General features: G+C 69.9%; 17 protein-coding genes. 10 read left to right on the forward strand and 7 right to left on the reverse strand.

Going from position 1 to position 15742, the window contains the following annotated elements:
• Positions 1-55: 55 nt before the first annotated feature.
• Complete coding sequence (locus DEJ08_RS16085; RefSeq protein ID WP_017888066.1) at positions 56-538, reverse strand: CarD family transcriptional regulator; 483 nt, start codon at positions 536-538, stop codon at positions 56-58.
• Between the two features lie 159 nt (positions 539-697).
• Here DEJ08_RS16085 and DEJ08_RS16090 point away from each other — a divergent pair, with 159 nt between their 5' ends.
• Positions 698-1336: a hypothetical protein gene (locus DEJ08_RS16090; RefSeq protein ID WP_071406114.1), complete on the forward strand. Its 639-nt coding sequence runs from the start codon at positions 698-700 to the stop codon at positions 1334-1336.
• 96 nt (positions 1337-1432) lie between these two features.
• Here the strand turns inward: DEJ08_RS16090 and DEJ08_RS16095 are convergent, their stop codons facing one another.
• Both DEJ08_RS16095 and DEJ08_RS16100 read right to left on the reverse strand, forming a co-directional pair.
• Entirely contained in the window at positions 1433-2113 is a 681-nt protein-coding gene (locus tag DEJ08_RS16095; protein ID WP_027466611.1) for a response regulator, read from the reverse strand.
• On the reverse strand, positions 2110-3276 hold the full coding sequence (locus DEJ08_RS16100) for a sensor histidine kinase (protein ID WP_071404724.1): 1167 nt from the start codon (positions 3274-3276) through the stop codon (positions 2110-2112). The genes DEJ08_RS16095 and DEJ08_RS16100 overlap by 4 nt, the downstream gene beginning before the upstream one ends.
• Before the next feature lie 146 nt (positions 3277-3422).
• Here DEJ08_RS16100 and phoU point away from each other — a divergent pair, with 146 nt between their 5' ends.
• On the forward strand, positions 3423-4091 hold the full coding sequence (gene phoU / locus DEJ08_RS16105; protein ID WP_027466613.1) for a phosphate signaling complex protein PhoU: 669 nt from the start codon (positions 3423-3425) through the stop codon (positions 4089-4091).
• A 31-nt stretch (positions 4092-4122) separates the two neighbouring features.
• Positions 4123-4671 carry a P-loop nucleotide/nucleoside kinase family protein gene (locus DEJ08_RS16110; RefSeq protein ID WP_111047015.1) on the forward strand — a complete coding sequence of 183 codons (549 nt, stop codon included), beginning with the start codon at positions 4123-4125 and terminating at the stop codon, positions 4669-4671.
• Between the two features lie 184 nt (positions 4672-4855).
• Here DEJ08_RS16110 and DEJ08_RS16115 read toward each other — a convergent pair whose 3' ends face one another.
• A complete protein-coding gene (locus DEJ08_RS16115; protein WP_111054090.1) occupies positions 4856-5602 on the reverse strand; it encodes a phosphoglyceromutase in 747 nt (248 codons plus the stop codon).
• Positions 5603-5646: 44 nt separating this feature from the next.
• Here DEJ08_RS16115 and DEJ08_RS16120 point away from each other — a divergent pair, with 44 nt between their 5' ends.
• On the forward strand, positions 5647-6420 hold the full coding sequence (locus DEJ08_RS16120) for a class I SAM-dependent methyltransferase (RefSeq protein WP_110863119.1): 774 nt from the start codon (positions 5647-5649) through the stop codon (positions 6418-6420).
• Positions 6421-6515: 95 nt separating this feature from the next.
• Here the strand turns inward: DEJ08_RS16120 and ygfZ are convergent, their stop codons facing one another.
• The 3 genes from ygfZ to DEJ08_RS16135 form a co-directional block, all read right to left on the reverse strand.
• Positions 6516-7598 (reverse strand): CAF17-like 4Fe-4S cluster assembly/insertion protein YgfZ, encoded by a 1083-nt coding sequence (ygfZ, locus tag DEJ08_RS16125; RefSeq protein ID WP_111054091.1) that lies wholly within the window; start codon positions 7596-7598, stop codon positions 6516-6518.
• Complete coding sequence (locus DEJ08_RS16130; RefSeq protein ID WP_027466617.1) at positions 7598-8200, reverse strand: heme-binding beta-barrel domain-containing protein; 603 nt, start codon at positions 8198-8200, stop codon at positions 7598-7600. The genes ygfZ and DEJ08_RS16130 overlap by 1 nt, the downstream gene beginning before the upstream one ends.
• Before the next feature lie 136 nt (positions 8201-8336).
• A complete protein-coding gene (locus tag DEJ08_RS16135; RefSeq protein ID WP_146248456.1) occupies positions 8337-8618 on the reverse strand; it encodes a hypothetical protein in 282 nt (93 codons plus the stop codon).
• 136 nt (positions 8619-8754) lie between these two features.
• On the opposite strand from DEJ08_RS16135, the gene DEJ08_RS16140 reads away from it, so the two are divergent.
• The 6 genes from DEJ08_RS16140 (at position 8755) to pstS (ending at position 15694) form a co-directional block, all read left to right on the forward strand.
• Positions 8755-9438, forward strand: a complete 684-nt coding sequence (locus DEJ08_RS16140) for a response regulator transcription factor (RefSeq protein WP_017888078.1) — start codon at positions 8755-8757, stop codon at positions 9436-9438.
• Complete coding sequence (mshD, locus tag DEJ08_RS16145) at positions 9438-10280, forward strand: mycothiol synthase (protein ID WP_111054093.1); 843 nt, start codon at positions 9438-9440, stop codon at positions 10278-10280. The genes DEJ08_RS16140 and mshD overlap by 1 nt, the downstream gene beginning before the upstream one ends.
• Positions 10281-10363: 83 nt before the next feature.
• Positions 10364-10957: a hypothetical protein gene (locus DEJ08_RS16150; protein ID WP_111029055.1), complete on the forward strand. Its 594-nt coding sequence runs from the start codon at positions 10364-10366 to the stop codon at positions 10955-10957.
• A 116-nt stretch (positions 10958-11073) separates the two neighbouring features.
• Entirely contained in the window at positions 11074-13239 is a 2166-nt protein-coding gene (locus DEJ08_RS16155; protein ID WP_071404719.1) for an RNA degradosome polyphosphate kinase, read from the forward strand.
• A complete protein-coding gene (locus tag DEJ08_RS16160; protein WP_111054094.1) occupies positions 13236-14183 on the forward strand; it encodes an NUDIX hydrolase in 948 nt (315 codons plus the stop codon). Before DEJ08_RS16155 ends, DEJ08_RS16160 begins: the two co-directional genes overlap by 4 nt.
• A gap of 404 nt (positions 14184-14587) precedes the next feature.
• Positions 14588-15694: a phosphate ABC transporter substrate-binding protein PstS gene (gene pstS / locus DEJ08_RS16165; RefSeq protein WP_071404717.1), complete on the forward strand. Its 1107-nt coding sequence runs from the start codon at positions 14588-14590 to the stop codon at positions 15692-15694.
• The last annotated feature ends 48 nt before the right edge of the window (positions 15695-15742 follow it).

Genomic DNA, 15742 nt, shown 5'->3' on the forward strand with positions numbered 1-15742 from the left:
GGGGAACCGTGCGGTCGTCGTTCGTGCTGTCGCGTTCAGTGCGCTGTCGTCAGGCTCAGGAAGCCAGGACCTCGTCGAGGACGGTCGATGCCTTGTCCTCGTCGGTCTTCTCGGCCAGCGCGAGCTCGGAGATGAGGATCTGCCGGGCCTTGGCCAGCATCCGCTTCTCACCCGCGGAGAGCCCGCGGTCCTGATCGCGCCGCCAGAGGTCGCGGACGACCTCGGACACCTTGATGACGTCACCGGAAGCGAGCTTCTCGAGGTTCGCCTTGTAGCGGCGTGACCAGTTGGTGGGCTCTTCCGTGAACGGCGCCCGGAGGACCTCGAACACCTTGTCGAGTCCTTCCTTGCCGATCACGTCGCGGACGCCGACCAGGTCGACGTTGTCCGCCGGGACCTCGATCGTCAGGTCACCCTGCGTCACCCGCAGTTTCAGGTAGACCTTTTCCTCGCCCTTGATGACGCGAGTCTTGACTTCAGAGATGGTTGCCGCCCCGTGATGGGGGTAGACGACGGTCTCGCCGACCTCGAATTGCATGTATCAGGCTCCGTTCCCAGACATCCAGTTTACCACAAGGGCCGTTCCGGTAAGGGGACCCTCAACGCTCACCCCTCCCGGTGATCGCTAGGATGGGCGCGGGGACCGCCCGGTCTCCATCGTGACTTACGGAGGAATCTCTTGCGACCTCGGGTACTCGTGTCCGTCGCCGTTGCGGCAACCATCGCGCTCGGCGCCACCGGGTGCGAGTTCATGTCGCCGGCCCACACCGTCGACATCAAGCAGATCACCGACGGCGTGGACGTCTCGACCGGCAAGGTCGACGTGCGGAACGCCCTCCTGATCTCGGACGACGGTGAGAGCGCCCGCTTCATCGGCACGCTGGTGAACAACGACGACCAGGACGACTACACCGTCTCGATCGAGATCGGCGGCGACACCCAGACCGTCGACGTGCCGGCCAACACCCACGTCGACCTCGCCATGGCCGCGGGTGCGGGCAGCGACGACGAGTCGAGCGTGCAAGAGGGCGACACCACGCAGGGCACCACCGCCGGTGACGCCGAGCCGATCGTCTTCGACAACGCGGACGCCAAGCCCGGTTCGCTCGTGAAGGTCTACTTCAGCTACCCCGACGCCGAGGGCACCTCGGCCAACGTGCCGGTGCTGACGAGCTCGCAGGAGGAGTACCAGACCCTCGCGCCGAGCCCGACCCCGACGCCCACCTCGACGTCCCCGTCCGAGAGCGGCGCACAGTCGACCGGCGAGGCCGTGCCCGGCACGCAGCCGACCGACTCGCAGACGGATTCGTCCGAGGGCGACAACGGCACCAACTGACGCCGACGGGCGCGGCTGACACCGCGCCCGGACCGTTCGCACAGGAGGCCCGGTGCGAGTCCCAGGGACTCGCACCGGGCCTCCTGTCCGTCCGTCTCAGGCCTCGATGCGGTATCCGAGACCGCGGACCGTCACCAGGATCTCGGGGGTCGACGGGACCCGCTCGATCTTCGAGCGGATGCGCTTGATGTGCACGTCGAGGGTCTTGGTGTCGCCGAAGTAGTCGGAACCCCACACGCGGTCGATGAGCTGCCCGCGGGTCAGCACACGGCCGGCGTTCCGGAGCAGCAGCTCGAGGAGCTCGAACTCCTTGAGCGGCATCGGGGTCTCGGACCCGTCGACCGACACCGTGTGCCGCTCGACGTCCATCCGGATGCCGCCGACCTGCAGGATGCCGCTGTCCGCCGGGTCGTCCTCGGTCCGGCGACGGAGCACGGCACGGATCCGGGCCAGCAGCTCCCGGGTCGAGTACGGCTTCGTCACGTAGTCGTCGGCGCCGAGCTCGAGCCCGACGACGATGTCCACCTCCGAGTCCTTCGCGGTCAGCATGATGATCGGTGCGTTCGACCGGGTCCGGATCTGCCGGCACACCTCGGTGCCGCTCAGGCCCGGCAGCATGAGGTCGAGGAGCACCAGGTCGGGGTTCTCCGCGTCGAACTTCGACAGCGCGGTCACGCCGTCGGCAGCGACGGAGGTCTCGTACCCCTCACGCTGCAGCAGGAACTCCAGGGGCTCGCTCAGGGCCGGCTCGTCGTCGACGATGAGGATCTTGGTCACGATGGCTGCTCTTCCAGTTGCTCTTCGAGTGCTGTGGTCAGTTCGGGATCTGCCTCGGGCAGACGGATGGTGAAGGTCGAGCCCTTGCCGGGCTGCGACCAGACGCGCACGTCACCACCGTGGTTGCTGACGACGTGCTTGACGATCGCGAGCCCGAGGCCGGTGCCCCCGGTGGCGCGCGACCGTGCGGGATCGACACGGTAGAACCGTTCGAAGACGCGGTCGAGGTCGGCCTCGGGGATGCCGACGCCCTGGTCGGTGATGGCGATCTCGACGAAGCCCTTCGAGGACCGGACGCCCACGCCGACGCGGGTGTTGTCCGGCGAGTACTTCACCGCGTTGGCGATGAGGTTCGACACCGCGACCTGCAGGAGCCCGCGGTCGCCCATCACCCGCAGCTTCGACTTCTTGGCACGGATGATCTCGATCGAGCGGGCGCGGGCGACGACCTCGTTCGCGTCGATGGCGGCCTGCACGATCTTGTCGATGCCGGTCTCCTCGCTGTTCTCGAGCGCGTCGACGGACTGCAGCCGGGACAGCTCGATGATGTCCTTCGTCAGCGCTCCGAGCCGCTCGGACTCGGTGATGAGCTGCGCGGCGAACTTCTTCACGTGCACGGGGTCGTCGGCGGCGAGGACGAGGGTCTCGGACAGCAGACCGATGGCGCCGATCGGCGTCTTCAGCTCGTGCGAGATGTTGGCGACGAAGTCGCGGCGGACCTCGTCGATGCGCCGGCTCTCGGTCAGGTCGTCCGCCGTGAGCAGGACGTACCGGTTGCCGAGCTGGGCGGCACGGAAGCTGAGGTAGCCGATGAGCTCCCCGTGGCGGCCGCGGGGCAGCTCGAGGTCCTCCGACCCCATCTCCCCGCTCTTGCGCACCCGGTCGATGAGCTCGAGCAGTTCGTGGTGCACCAGGCGTCGGCGCACGACGAGCCCCGCCGTGAGGGCCTGGGGGGATGCCGCGACGACGGTGTTCGACGGGTCGATGACGACCGCCGGGTTGTGCATCGTCGCGATGACCGCTGCGACGCCGTCCGGCAGGGTCCGCTCCGCCACGTCGGCAGCACGTGCCGTCCGCTCGGCGGTGATGATCAGCACCACGACGCCCGCGCCGAAGACCCCGCCGAGGAGCATCGACAGTGGCACGAGCCACGCGTTGTCCATGCCGCCAGTGTAGGGATGGTCATGCGGGGTTCCGGTACCGTTCACCGTCTGCGGAAGGCCAGAACGCGAAGCGTTCAGCCCCGCGTCACCGTTCGTTCACCTGGGCTGACGACACTCGTCCGGTACGCAGAGAGAGGTACTCCCCCATGCGCGAAGTCTTCCAGCAGGAACTCCAAGACGTCCAGGAGCGACTAACCGAGATCGCCGGGCTCGTCGAGTCCGCCATCACCCGAGCCACGCAGGCCTTCAGCGACTCCGACGTCGCCCTCGCCGAAGAGGTGATCGCCGACGACGAGAAGATCGACCTCGCCGCGAACAGCCTCGACGAGATCGCGATCGACATCCTCGCCCGCCAGGCACCGGTCGCCCGCGACCTGCGCGTCGTCGTCACCGCCCTGCGCGTCAGCTCCTCGCTCGAGCGCATGGGCGACATGGCCGAGCACATCGCGCAGCTCGCCCGCCAGCGCTTCCCCGAGAAGGTCGTGCCGAAGGGCCTGCGCAGCACCTTCAAGGAGATGGGCCGGCACGACGTCGCGATGGCGCAGAAGCTCACGCGGCTGCTCGCCACCGAGGACATCGCGCTGTCGGCCGAGATCCGCGACGAGGACGACGCCGTCGACGAGCTGCACGCCAGCGTCTTCGACTTCGTGCTCGGCGAGGCCTGGAAGGGCGGGCCGATCGACACCGTCGACGCCACCCTGGCCTCCCGCTACCACGAGCGCTTCGCCGACCACGCGGTCTCGATCGCCAAGAAGGTCGAGTACCTGGCGACCGGCGACTGGACCGGCGCGTCCACCTCGACCGCGGCGGTCTGACCCGGCCCGATCGGTCTGCGAGGATCGTGGCATGGCCCAGGTCGCGATCATCGTCAACGGCATGCCCGGTTCCGGCAAGAGCAGCATCGGCACGGCACTCGCCGAGGTGCTCGGCTGCCCGTTCCTGTCGAAGGACCGCATCAAGGAGCCCCTCGCCGACGTCGTCGGCCCGATGATCGCCTCGCGCCCGCTCGGCGGCATCGCGATGGACACGATGTGGTCCATGGCGCGGGCCGTCGAGAACGGCGTCGTCCTCGACGCCGTCTGGCTGCCGTCCCGAGACCGCGACCTCCTGGAGGCCGGACTCGCGTCCGCCGGGTCGCCTCGCGCCGTCGAGGTGTGGTGCGACACGGACCGCGCCACCGCCGAGGAGCGGCTGCGCGACCGGTACGAGCCGGGCACCGTGCCGGTGCGGCACGAGGTGCACGGGGACCTGGCCGACGTGCTGGCCTTCTGGGACGAGCACGGCGACGATGCCCGGCCCGTCGGGCTGCCCGGCGTGCCGGTGATCCGGGTCGACACGACGAAGCCCTACGACGTCGGCGCCCTGGTGCAGGAGATCGCGTCGCACTTCGTCTGACCAGCCACGGCTCGTCGAGCCGACCGCGCTGCCGAAGCGACAGGTCGTCGACGGGGCGATCCGTTCCTCCTGGCAGAGCGACAGGAGTCGGCGGAACGTTCGCGACCCACTGTCGCCTTCGCGAAGCCCCCCACACGCATGAACGCCCCGCCCGGATGCCGGACGGGGCGTTCGTGCGTGGGTGCTACTTCTTGGCGCCCTGGGCGGCCACGGCGGCGGCGCCGGCTGCGGCGGCCACGGGGTCCAGGTAGTACGCGGGCTTCGTCGGCGTGAAGTCGTCGTCGAGCTCGTACACCAGCGGGATGCCCGTCGGGATGTTCAGTCCGGCGATGTCGTCGTCGGAGATGCCGTCGAGGTGCTTCACGAGCGCACGCAGCGAGTTGCCGTGGGCCGTCACCAGCACGGTCTTGCCGGCGGCGAGGTCCTTCGTGATGTCGGACTCCCAGTAGGGCAGCAGACGGTCGATCACGAGCTTGAGTGACTCGGTGCGGGGCAGCCGGTCGCCGAGCTCGGCGTAGCGGCGGTCACCGAACTGCGACCACTCGGCGTCGTCGGCGATGGGGGGCGGCGGGACGTCGAACGAGCGGCGCCACTCCATGAACTGCTGCTCGCCGTACTCGGCCAGGGTCTGGGCCTTGTCCTTGCCCTGCAGGTCGCCGTAGTGGCGCTCGTTGAGGCGCCAGTCGCGCTTCACCGGCAGCCAGGCCAGGTCGGCCTGCAGCAGCGCGATGTCCGCCGTCTGGATCGCACGGGTCAGGAGCGAGGTGTACAGGACGTCGGGGACGATGCCGGACTCGGCGATGAGGTCGCCGGCGCGCTTCGCCTCCTTCTCGCCCAGCTCGCTGAGCCGGACGTCGACCCAACCGGTGAACAGGTTCTTCTGGTTCCAGTCACTGTTGCCGTGACGGAGCAGGACGAGCGTGGAGGTCATGCCTCCGAGTCTACCGAGCGGTACCGGCCCCGTACCCTTGACGCATGCCCATCGGGAACGTGACGCGCGGGACGACCGGGTACAACCGGCTCCGCCGCGTCGACCGGTGGATCGCGACCCTGCCGGTGCTGCGCCGGACGGACGACCCGCTCGTCGCCGACGTCGGCTACGGAGCCTCACCGACCACCACGCTCGAACTGCGCGACCGGCTGGCCGCCGTCCGACCCGACGTCGAGGTGACCGGCATCGAGATCGAGCCCTCGCGGGTCGCGCTCGCGAACGCAGGCACCCGCGACGGCGTGACGTTCCGCCTGGGTGGCTTCGAGACCCCGACGCCCGGGCAGCGCCGGCCCGCCGTCATCCGGGCGTTCAACGTGCTGCGGCAGTACGACGAGTCCGCGGTGGTCGGGTCGTGGCGGATCATGCAGGACCGGCTGCAGCCCGGCGGTGCGCTCGTCGAGGGGACCTGCAACGAGGTCGGCCGGGTCGCATCGTGGGTGACACTCGACGACGTCGCGCCGCAGACCTTCACGGTCTCGCTCCGGCTCGCCGGGCTCGACGTACCCTCGATCGTCGCCGAGCGGCTGCCCAAGGCCCTGATCCACCGCAACGTGCCCGGCGAGCGGGTGCACGCGTTCTTGCGCGACCTCGACCTGTCGTGGGCGGTCGCGGCTCCGCTCGGCACGTACGGGCCCCGGCAGCGGTGGATCGCCACGGTGCGCGGGATGCGTGACCGCGGCTGGCCGGTGCTGCACGGGGTGACGCGCTGGCGGCTCGGCGAGCTCAGCGTCCCGTGGTCGGCCGTCGAGCCCGCCTGACGCTGCGACGCAAGACACCGGTGTTCGCGCTCCGAACACCCGCAAACCGCGGTGCGACCGGCGAACACCGGTGTTTTGCGACCGCCAACGGGGAGCTAGGAGCGCTTGACGGCTCCGAGCCGGGGCAGGCGCGGGACGTTCGCCGTCGCACCGGCCTCGGGCGGGACGATGGTCTCCTGCGCCGCGGTCACCACGACGTCGTCGGCCTCGAGCCGCAGGGTCGCGGTGGGGTCGAGGGAGCGCTTCACCACCGCGAGCCCGATCGGACCGAGCTCGTGGTGGATCGCCGACGCCGACAGCCGACCGACCTGCTTGTCGTCGAGCAGCACCGGGGTGCCGGGCGCCGGCAGCACGCCATCGGACCCGTCGAGGTGCAGCAGCACGGCCCGACGCGGCGGGTGCCCGAGGTTGTGGACCTTGGCGACGGTCTCCTGCCCGCGGTAGCAGCCCTTCGACAGGTGCACGGCGGAACGCAGCCAGTCGAGCTCGTGCGGGATCGTCCGCTCGTCGACGTCGGACAGGGTCGGGCGCCAGGCGGCGATCCGCAGCGCCTCGTACGCGAGCAGCCCCGCGACGGGCACGTCGGACGCGGCGATCGCGGTCGCGGTGCCGGGGGTGACCACGGCGATGCGGAGGGTCCAGTCGGAGCCGGGGTGGGCCTCCTGGTCGGCGTAGCCCCATCCGCCCGGCGTGACGGCGCCCCACGGGTCGACCCACTCGGCGACGGGCGGTTCCGGCAACTCGACGGACGCGAACGGGGCGTCCGCCCCGAACCAGCCGAGGGTGACGAAGTCGGCGGAGCGGTCAGCGACCTCGACCCGGAGCATGAAGCGCATCGAGTCGAGCCACCCGGCGAGCGGCGCAGCGTCAGCGCGCTCGGTGAGCAGCCAGACCGTCGCACCGTCGTCGACGACGCGGGCCGCGTGCTCGACGCGTCCGGCCTGGTCGAGCACGAGCGTCTCGGTGCTGACGCCGGTCGGCAACCCGGTGAGCTGCTGCGAGGTGATCGAGTTGAGCCACGACAACCGGTCCGGTCCGGAGACGGTGACGACACCGAGTCCGAGCTCGACGACGGCACGCCCCCGGGTCAGCAGGCGCTGCTCCCCGATCGGGTTGCCGAAGTGCGCGGCGACGGAGTCGGCCGCGACGAAGCCGTCCCGCGCGGCGAACACCGACATCAGTCGACCTTCGCGAGCTGCCCCGAGGCGTGCGAGGTGAGTTCGCGACCGAGCGCGGCGATGTCCCACGCCCAGAAGAGCTTGCCCTCGACCAGTCCGTACAGGCGGGTCGCGGCGGAGTAGTCCTTCGCGTTCGGCGAGCGCAGCACGGCGTCGGTCGACAGGTCGATCCGGCCCTTCAGCACCCGGCCGACGTAGAGCTCGTTGACGCCCGTCGGGTGGATGATCGCGGCCTCGACGTCGAAGCCGTCCGTGGTGTTGCGGAGTGCCTCGACGCTCTCGACCGTGCTGAAGGGCGTGGGCCCGTCGCCCAGGAGCATCGCGGGGCCGCGGTCGCCCGGCTCGGTCGGACGGTCGATCCGCCAGTAGCCCATCTCGGCGGCGAGCGGGGTGTGGTCGTCGTCGAGCAGCCACGTGGTCGACGAGTAGTTCAGGTACGGCAGGCCGTCGTGGCTGAAGCTGACGCGCTGGCCGAACTCGTAGTTCCGGACCTCGTCGTCGTCACCGACCGGGTACTCGACCACGCCGGTGCCCTCCCACACGCCGACCAGCCACGACAGCGGGACCAGTTCGGGGGCGAGGCCCTCGGGCAGCTCGATCAACGCTGGCCCTTGAACAACTTCACGACGACGACCACCGAGATGAACGCGATCGCGAGCGACGCCAGGCCGAGGAGGCCGACGTAGAAGAGCTCGAGCGCAAGCAGCGAATCCATGCTCGGAGTCTACGCGGCTCGGCTCAACGCGCCAGGAGCACCACCGCGGTGACGAGGACCACGACGAACGCCCCGGACGAAGCGATGCTGATCCGTTCGACCAGACCGTCCTTCGTGGCGGTGATGAGCTGCAGCACGAAGCTGACCATCACGCAGGCGACGAAGACGAGCAGCAGCCAGGCGAAGGCGTCGCGCTCGGCCACGGTCAGCACGAGCACGGCCCCGACGACCGCCAGCACCCAGACCGGCAGGACGGACGTCAGCCGCAGGCGACGCTGGTCGGTGGGGTACACGGGCTCGGTCACGCGCTCCATCATGGCAGGGACGTGCGGAGCGCACGCACCGTGCGGTGCGGGATGACGCGCAATCCGTCCGGCCGGATGAGTCCTTCCCGAGCATCACTAGGATGTCTCCACGACGTCATCCACCTCCGGAGGTCCTGTGGCACAGCTCCTGGTACTCACCTCGACCGCGCCCGGAGACGTCCTGCCGAGCCTGGGCCTCCTGAGCCACCGGATCCGCCACGTGCCGGCCGAGGCCGCACAGCTGGTCAACGCCCCGCAGAGCGACCTGATGTTCGTGGACGCCCGCACCGACCTGGTCAGCGCGAAGGCCCTGTGCAAGATCCTCGCCTCGTCGGGGTCGACCACGCCGATCGTGCTCGTCGTCACCGAGGGCGGGCTGACCGCGGTGAACAGCGACTGGAACGTCGACGACGTCGTGCTCGAGAGCGCGGGCCCGGCCGAGATCGACGCCCGCATCCGGCTGTCGGCCGGTCGTGCGGCGAAGGGCCAGACGAGCTCGAAGATCCAGGCGTCCGGTGTCGTCATCGACGAGGCCAGCTACTCCGCCAAGGTGCGCGGCCGGCCGCTCGACCTGACGTTCAAGGAGTTCGAGCTCCTGCGCTTCTTCGCCACCCACCCGTCACGCGTCTTCACCCGCGAGCAGCTGCTCAGCGAGGTCTGGGGGTACGACTACTTCGGTGGCACCCGCACGGTCGACGTGCACGTCCGACGACTGCGCGCCAAGCTCGGCGACCTCGAGTCGCTCATCGGCACCGTCCGCAACGTCGGGTACCGCTTCAACGTCTACGACGACGAGGCCGAGCGCCTGATGGGGCAGTAGTGCTGCCCGACCTCGACAGCTTCGTCGCCCCCGGCGAGGCTCCCCCGTTCTCCGACCAGACCCTGGTGGACGTCCGAGCCGGGCGCGCGACCGTCCTGACCGTCGACCACGGGGTCGCCGTGGTCCGTGACGGCGAGCTGGAACTCGTCGTCGCCCAGGAGGCCCGTGGCCAGGGCATCGGCACGGCCCTGGTGACGCAGGCACTCGCGCTGGGCGGCGGGACCGCTCCGCGGCTCGCGTGGGCGCACGGGGACCACCCGGCAGCGCGAGCGCTGGCCGACCGGTTCGGCTGGCGCGCGATCCGCACGCTGCTGCAGCTCCGAGCGCCCGTCGCCGACTCCGATGTGGACGTCGCCGCCGACGCTGATGCCGACGTGGCGCTGCCCGACGGCTACTCGCTGTCGGCGTTCCGCCCCGGCACCGACGACGAGACCGACTGGCTCACGCTGAACGCCGCCGCCTTCGCCCACCACCCCGAGCAGGGGCGGATGACGCTCGACGACCTGCACGCCCGCGAGGCCGACGACTGGTTCTCCGGCGAGGACCTGCTGCTGCTCCGCGACGCCTCCGGGCAGCTCGCCGGCTCGTGCTGGCTCAAGGTCGAGGACGGCATCGGCGAGTTCTACGCCGTCGCCGTGCGGCCCGACCTGCAGGGGCAGCGACTCGGCGGTGTGCTCATGCGTGCGGGCACCGCTCGGCTGCGCGGCCGCGGCCTGACCGCCGCCGCACTGTACGTCGAGGGGGACAACGAGCCGGCGCTGGCGCTGTACCGGCGCTCGGGGTTCACCCAGCACGCGATCGACGTGCAGTACGCGGCGCCGGAGCAAATCTCAGGTCACTGATACGCTGCGCCCATGATCCAGGGGGACCAGGGCGGATCGCCCATCGAACGACGACGTCCGCACGCACGGTCGGGGGCACGCCGGTGAACTTCAACCCGTCGCCGGTGTTCCTCGCGATGGCCGCGATGGTCGCCATCCCCGCCGTCGTCACCGCACTCGTCCGCCAGAGCGACCGGAAGCGCCCCCCGTCGGCGGTCGTCGGGGACGAGGCGTACGGCGTGCTCTTCACCGTCCGCGCTCGCCGGTGGAACTACCTGCTGCTCCGGATCATCGGGATCGTCTTCATCGTGGTCGGCGGGTTCTTCCTGCTGGCCGCACTCGCCCTGCTCGACGACCCCGAGGCGATCGGGATGCTCCTCGGCGGTCTCGGCATCGGGCTGTTCGGGCTGCTGTTCGTCTACCTGGGCGTCGGGCAGAAGCGGCGCCGGGTCGAGGCGTACGACTCGCAGCTGGTCGTCACGCCGATGTTCCGTGCCGCCCGGACCGTCGACCCCGCTGCCATCAAGCACATCCGGCCCACGACGAACCGCTTCGGCGGCCTGGACGTCAAGGTGCACGGCCAGCGCGGGGTGATCAGTGTCCTGTCCATCGATGCCGCCTACCCCGAGTTCTGCGCGTGGCTCGAGCAGCGGGCGCCGGCGCAGTGGGGCGCGTTCGTGCAGGTCTTCGCGCGCTGAGCGCAGCACCTCGGTCCGTCGCGGCCGTTCCTGCACAACCGAACGGTTCACCGCCGGTTTCCACAGCGTCCACCGAGGCCCCTCCGGTGGCAGGGGCCGGGTGGCAGGATGTGGGGATGGACACCGAACCGCAGCTCGACGGCGAATCCGTCGCACCCGACCTCGACGACTTCGACGAGGTCGTCGAGATCGAGCACGAGTCGCTGCCGACGGACCGCTACTTCGACCGCGAGCTCAGCTGGCTCCGGTTCAACCAGCGCGTGCTCGAGCTGGGTGAAGACCGCACGCAGCCCCTGCTCGAGCGGGCGAACTTCCTGGCGATCTTCGCGTCCAACCTCGACGAGTTCTTCATGGTCCGCGTCGCCGGCCTGAAGCGCCGCATCGACACCGGCATCGCCGTCCCGACCAACGTCGGCCGTGCTCCCAGCGACGTCCTGCGGGACATCGCGAAGAAGGCCCACGAGCTGCAGGACCGGCACGCCCAGGCCTTCATCGGGTCGCTCAAGCCCGACCTCGACGCCGCGGGCATCCACATCGAGCACTGGTCCGACCTCGACGAGGCCGACCGGCAGCGGATGCGGGAGTACTTCAACGAGCAGATCTTCCCGGTGCTCATGCCCCTGGCCGTCGACCCGGCGCACCCGTTCCCCTACATCTCCGGGCTCTCGCTCAACCTGGCGGTGCGGGTCCGCAACCCGAAGTCGCAGCGCCAGGAGTTCGCGCGCCTCAAGGTGCCGCAGAACTTCTCGCGCTTCATCAAGCTCCCCGACGACAACTCCGGCCGGATGCGCTTCATCCCGCTCGAAGACCTCATCGCGAACCACCTCGACGACCTGTTCCCGGGGATGGAGGTCCTCGAGCACCACGTGTTCCGGGTCACTCGCAACGAGGACGTCGAGATCGAGGAGGACGAGGCCGAGAACCTCATCCAGGCCCTCGAGCGCGAGCTCCTGCGCCGCCGGTTCGGTCCGCCGATCCGCCTCGAGATCACCGAGGACATGGACCCGGTGACCCTCGACCTGCTCGTGCGTGAGCTCGACATCACCGAGGAAGAGGTCTTCCGGCTGCCGTCGCCGCTCGACCTCGGCGGACTGTTCGAGATCTCCAAGATCAACCGTCCGGACCTGCACTACCCGAAGCACGTGCCGACCACCCCGGTGCAGTTCCAGCCGGGTGAACCGAACACGAAGCCCGACCTGTTCCGCGCGATCAAGGCGAACGACGTCCTGGTCCACCACCCCTACGAGTCCTTCGCCACGAGCGTGCAGGCGTTCCTCGAGCAGGCTGCGGCCGACCCGAACGTGCTGGCGATCAAGCAGACCCTGTACCGCACCTCCGGCGACAGCCCCATCGTCGAAGCGCTCATCGACGCAGCGGCCGCCGGCAAGCAGGTCCTCGCCCTGGTCGAGATCAAGGCCCGCTTCGACGAGCAGAACAACATCACCTGGGCCCGGAAGCTCGAGAAGGCCGGCGTGCACGTCGTCTACGGCCTGGTCGGGCTGAAGACGCACTCGAAGCTGGTGCTCGTCATCCGGCAAGAGGGCGGGACACTCAAGCACTACAGCCACATCGGCACGGGCAACTACAACCCGAAGACCTCGCGCATCTACGAGGACATGGGGCTCTTCACCTCGGACGACACGGTGGGCAAGGACCTCACCCGCCTGTTCAACGAGCTGTCCGGCTACGCCATCGAGAAGAAGTTCAAGCGCCTGCTCGTGGCACCGCTGCACCTGCGGAAGGGCCTGCTCAAGCGCATCCAGACCGAGGCCGCCAACGCCCGTGCCGGCAAGCCCTCGGGCATCCGGATCAAGGTCAACTCGATGGTCGACGAGCAGATCATCGACGCGCTGTACCTGGCGAGCCAGGCCGGGGTGCCGATCGACGTGTGGGTGCGCGGCATCTGCTCGCTCAAGCCGGGCATGGAAGGTGTCAGCGACACCATCCGCGTGCGGAGCATCGTCGGGCGCTACCTCGAGCACTCCCGTGCGTTCGCGTTCCACAACGACGGCGACCCCGCGGTGTTCATCGGCAGCGCCGACATGATGCACCGCAACCTCGACCGACGCGTCGAGGCGCTCGTGCGGCTGGTCGCCCCGGACCACATCAACGAGGTCCAGGAGATGTTCGACCTGGCGATGGCCGACACCGCCAGCTCGTGGCACCTGGAGTCCGACGGCGAGTGGACACGGCACTCCACGGACGATGCGGGCCGTCCGCTCGAGGACGTGCAGAATGTGACCATGCGGAAGATCTCGGCCCGGAAGCGCTCGACTCGGTGAGCGGCGGTCCCTCGGGCCCCGTCGTCGCTGCGGGTGCGGTCGTCTGGCGCGAACAGGACGGCACACCCCTCGTGCTGCTCATCCACCGCGACCACCACAAGGACGTCTCCCTGCCCAAGGGCAAGGTGGACCCGGGCGAGGCCGTCCCGACGACCGCCGTGCGCGAGATCGACGAGGAGACCGGGTACCGCGTCCACCTCGGCGCACCGCTCGGCACCGCCGAGTACGTGCTGCCGAACGGCCGCGACAAGGTCGTGCACTACTGGGCGGCCCGGGTCTCGGCCAAGGAGTACGCCCGCGCCGGGGCATTCGAGCCGAACCACGAGGTCGCGGCGCTCGAGTGGGTCACCATCGACGACGCCCGCAACCGCCTGACGTACGAGCGGGACGTCGCGATCCTCGACCGGTTCGCCGAACGCGCCGCCGCCGGACAGCACCGCACGTTCGCCCTGATCACCCTGCGCCACGCGAAGACGGTGCCCGGCTCGGACTGGGACGGCCCCGACGCCACCCGTCCACTGCTGCCCGTCGGCCGTTCACAGGCCAAGGCAGCCGCCGCACCGGTCGCGGCGTTCGGCCCGAAGAAGATCGTGAGCAGCACGGCGGCGCGGTGCCTCGCGACCGTCGAACCGCTGTCCGCCGCGACGAAGCTCGGGGTCTCGAGCACCGCAGACATCAGCCAGGACGCCCACGACCGCGGCGCCGCCGACGTCAAGGGCGTCGTCCGGCGTCGGCTCGACAAGGGCAAGACCGCCGTGTTGTGCTCGCACGGCCCGGTGCTGCCCGACATCATCGCGCGGATCGCCACCGCGACCGCCGACGACTCCGGCCGCTTCGACCTGCGCCGCGCCGCGATGCTGTCGGTCGGGGACTTCTCCGTCATGCACATCGCCGGGGACACCCTCGTCGCGGTCGAGACGCACCGCAACACGATCCCGGCGTAGCCGGCCACCGCCGCACCGCAGCGCCGGCGGACCACAGCGCCGCCGCACCGCAGTGCCGCCGGACCGCAGCGCCACCGGGCCGCAGCGCCACCGGGCCGCAGCGCAGACGCCCGGCACCCGGCCACACGACGGGGCCGCGCCGCGCCCGGGAACCCGATCCGGGCCTCCCGACCGCTCGTCCGCGATCATGCGTGCGCATCTTCCGAACGAGCGCACAGTGCCCCCGATCCTGCTCCCTGCGCGGGATCGGCGCACGCCGCCCCGACGTGGACAACCCCTCGTTCACCTCCCGTTCACCAGCGGGGGTGATTGCGGTCACCTCGCGTCCCTACAGTCGCTCCCGGGTCGGCACCGGCCCAGGGACCGCAGTGGTCCCACTGCATTCCATTCCCGAAGGGACCCCTGTGAACATCAAGCGAATCGGTTCGATCGCAGCAATCGCGATCGCCGGCGCAGTCGTGCTCTCCTCGTGCGCGGCAAACGAGGACGCGGGCAGCACCGAGTCCTCCTCCACCAGCGGCAGCGACTACTCGAAGCTCTCCGGCACCCTGACCGGCTCGGGCTCGTCCGCACAGCAGACCGCGCAGGCCACCTGGGCCGCCGGTTTCCAGAACGAGGCCTCGGGCGTCACCGTGAACTACACCCCGGACGGCTCGGGCGCTGGTCGCGAGAACTTCATGTCGGGTGCCGCGGACTTCGCCGGCTCCGACGCCGCGCTGAAGGACGAGGAGCTCTCGGGCAAGTTCGAGTCCTGCAAGGCGGACACCAAGGGCATCGACATCCCCGTCTACATCTCCCCGATCGCCATCGCGTACAAGGTCGACGGCGTCAGCGACCTGACCCTCGACGCGAAGACCATCGCGGGCATCTTCTCGGGCAAGATCACCAAGTGGGACGACTCCGAGATCGCCGACCTGAACAAGGACGCGAAGCTGCCGGACGCCGACATCACGGTCGTCCACCGCTCCGACGACTCGGGCACCACGCAGAACTTCTCGGAGTACGTCTCCGCGAACGCCTCGGACGTCTGGACCGAAGAGCCCAGCCAGACCTTCCCGTACTCGGTCGGTGACAGCGCGAAGGGCACCTCCGGTGTCGCCTCCGCGATGGGCAACGCCACCAACGCCATCACCTACATCGACGACTCCGGTGCCGGCGACCTCGACCGCGCGAAGCTGATGGTCGGCGACAAGGCGACCGAGATCTCGGCCGACGGTGCCGCGCAGGTCGTCGCCGACTCGAAGATCGCGACCGGCCGTGAGGACAACGACCTCGCGATCGACATCGACCGCAAGGACACCGCTGACGGCGCCTGGCCGCTGGTCCTCGTCTCCTACGCCATCGCGTGCCAGGAGTACAAGGACGCCGACAAGGCCGAGCTCGTGAAGGGCTACCTCGACTACGTCGTCTCGAGCGCCGCTCAGGACGCCGCTGCCAAGGAGGCCAAGTCGGCCGCCCTCTCCTCCGACCTCGCGTCGAAGGCCAAGGACGCGGTCGCTTCCATCAAGTAAGGCCCCTTGAGCGCCCGGACGCCGGTCCCACCCACACGACCGGCGTCC

This window comes from Curtobacterium sp. MCLR17_054, assembly GCF_003234335.2.
In the GTDB taxonomy this organism is placed as follows: Bacteria; Actinomycetota; Actinomycetes; order Actinomycetales; family Microbacteriaceae; genus Curtobacterium; species Curtobacterium flaccumfaciens.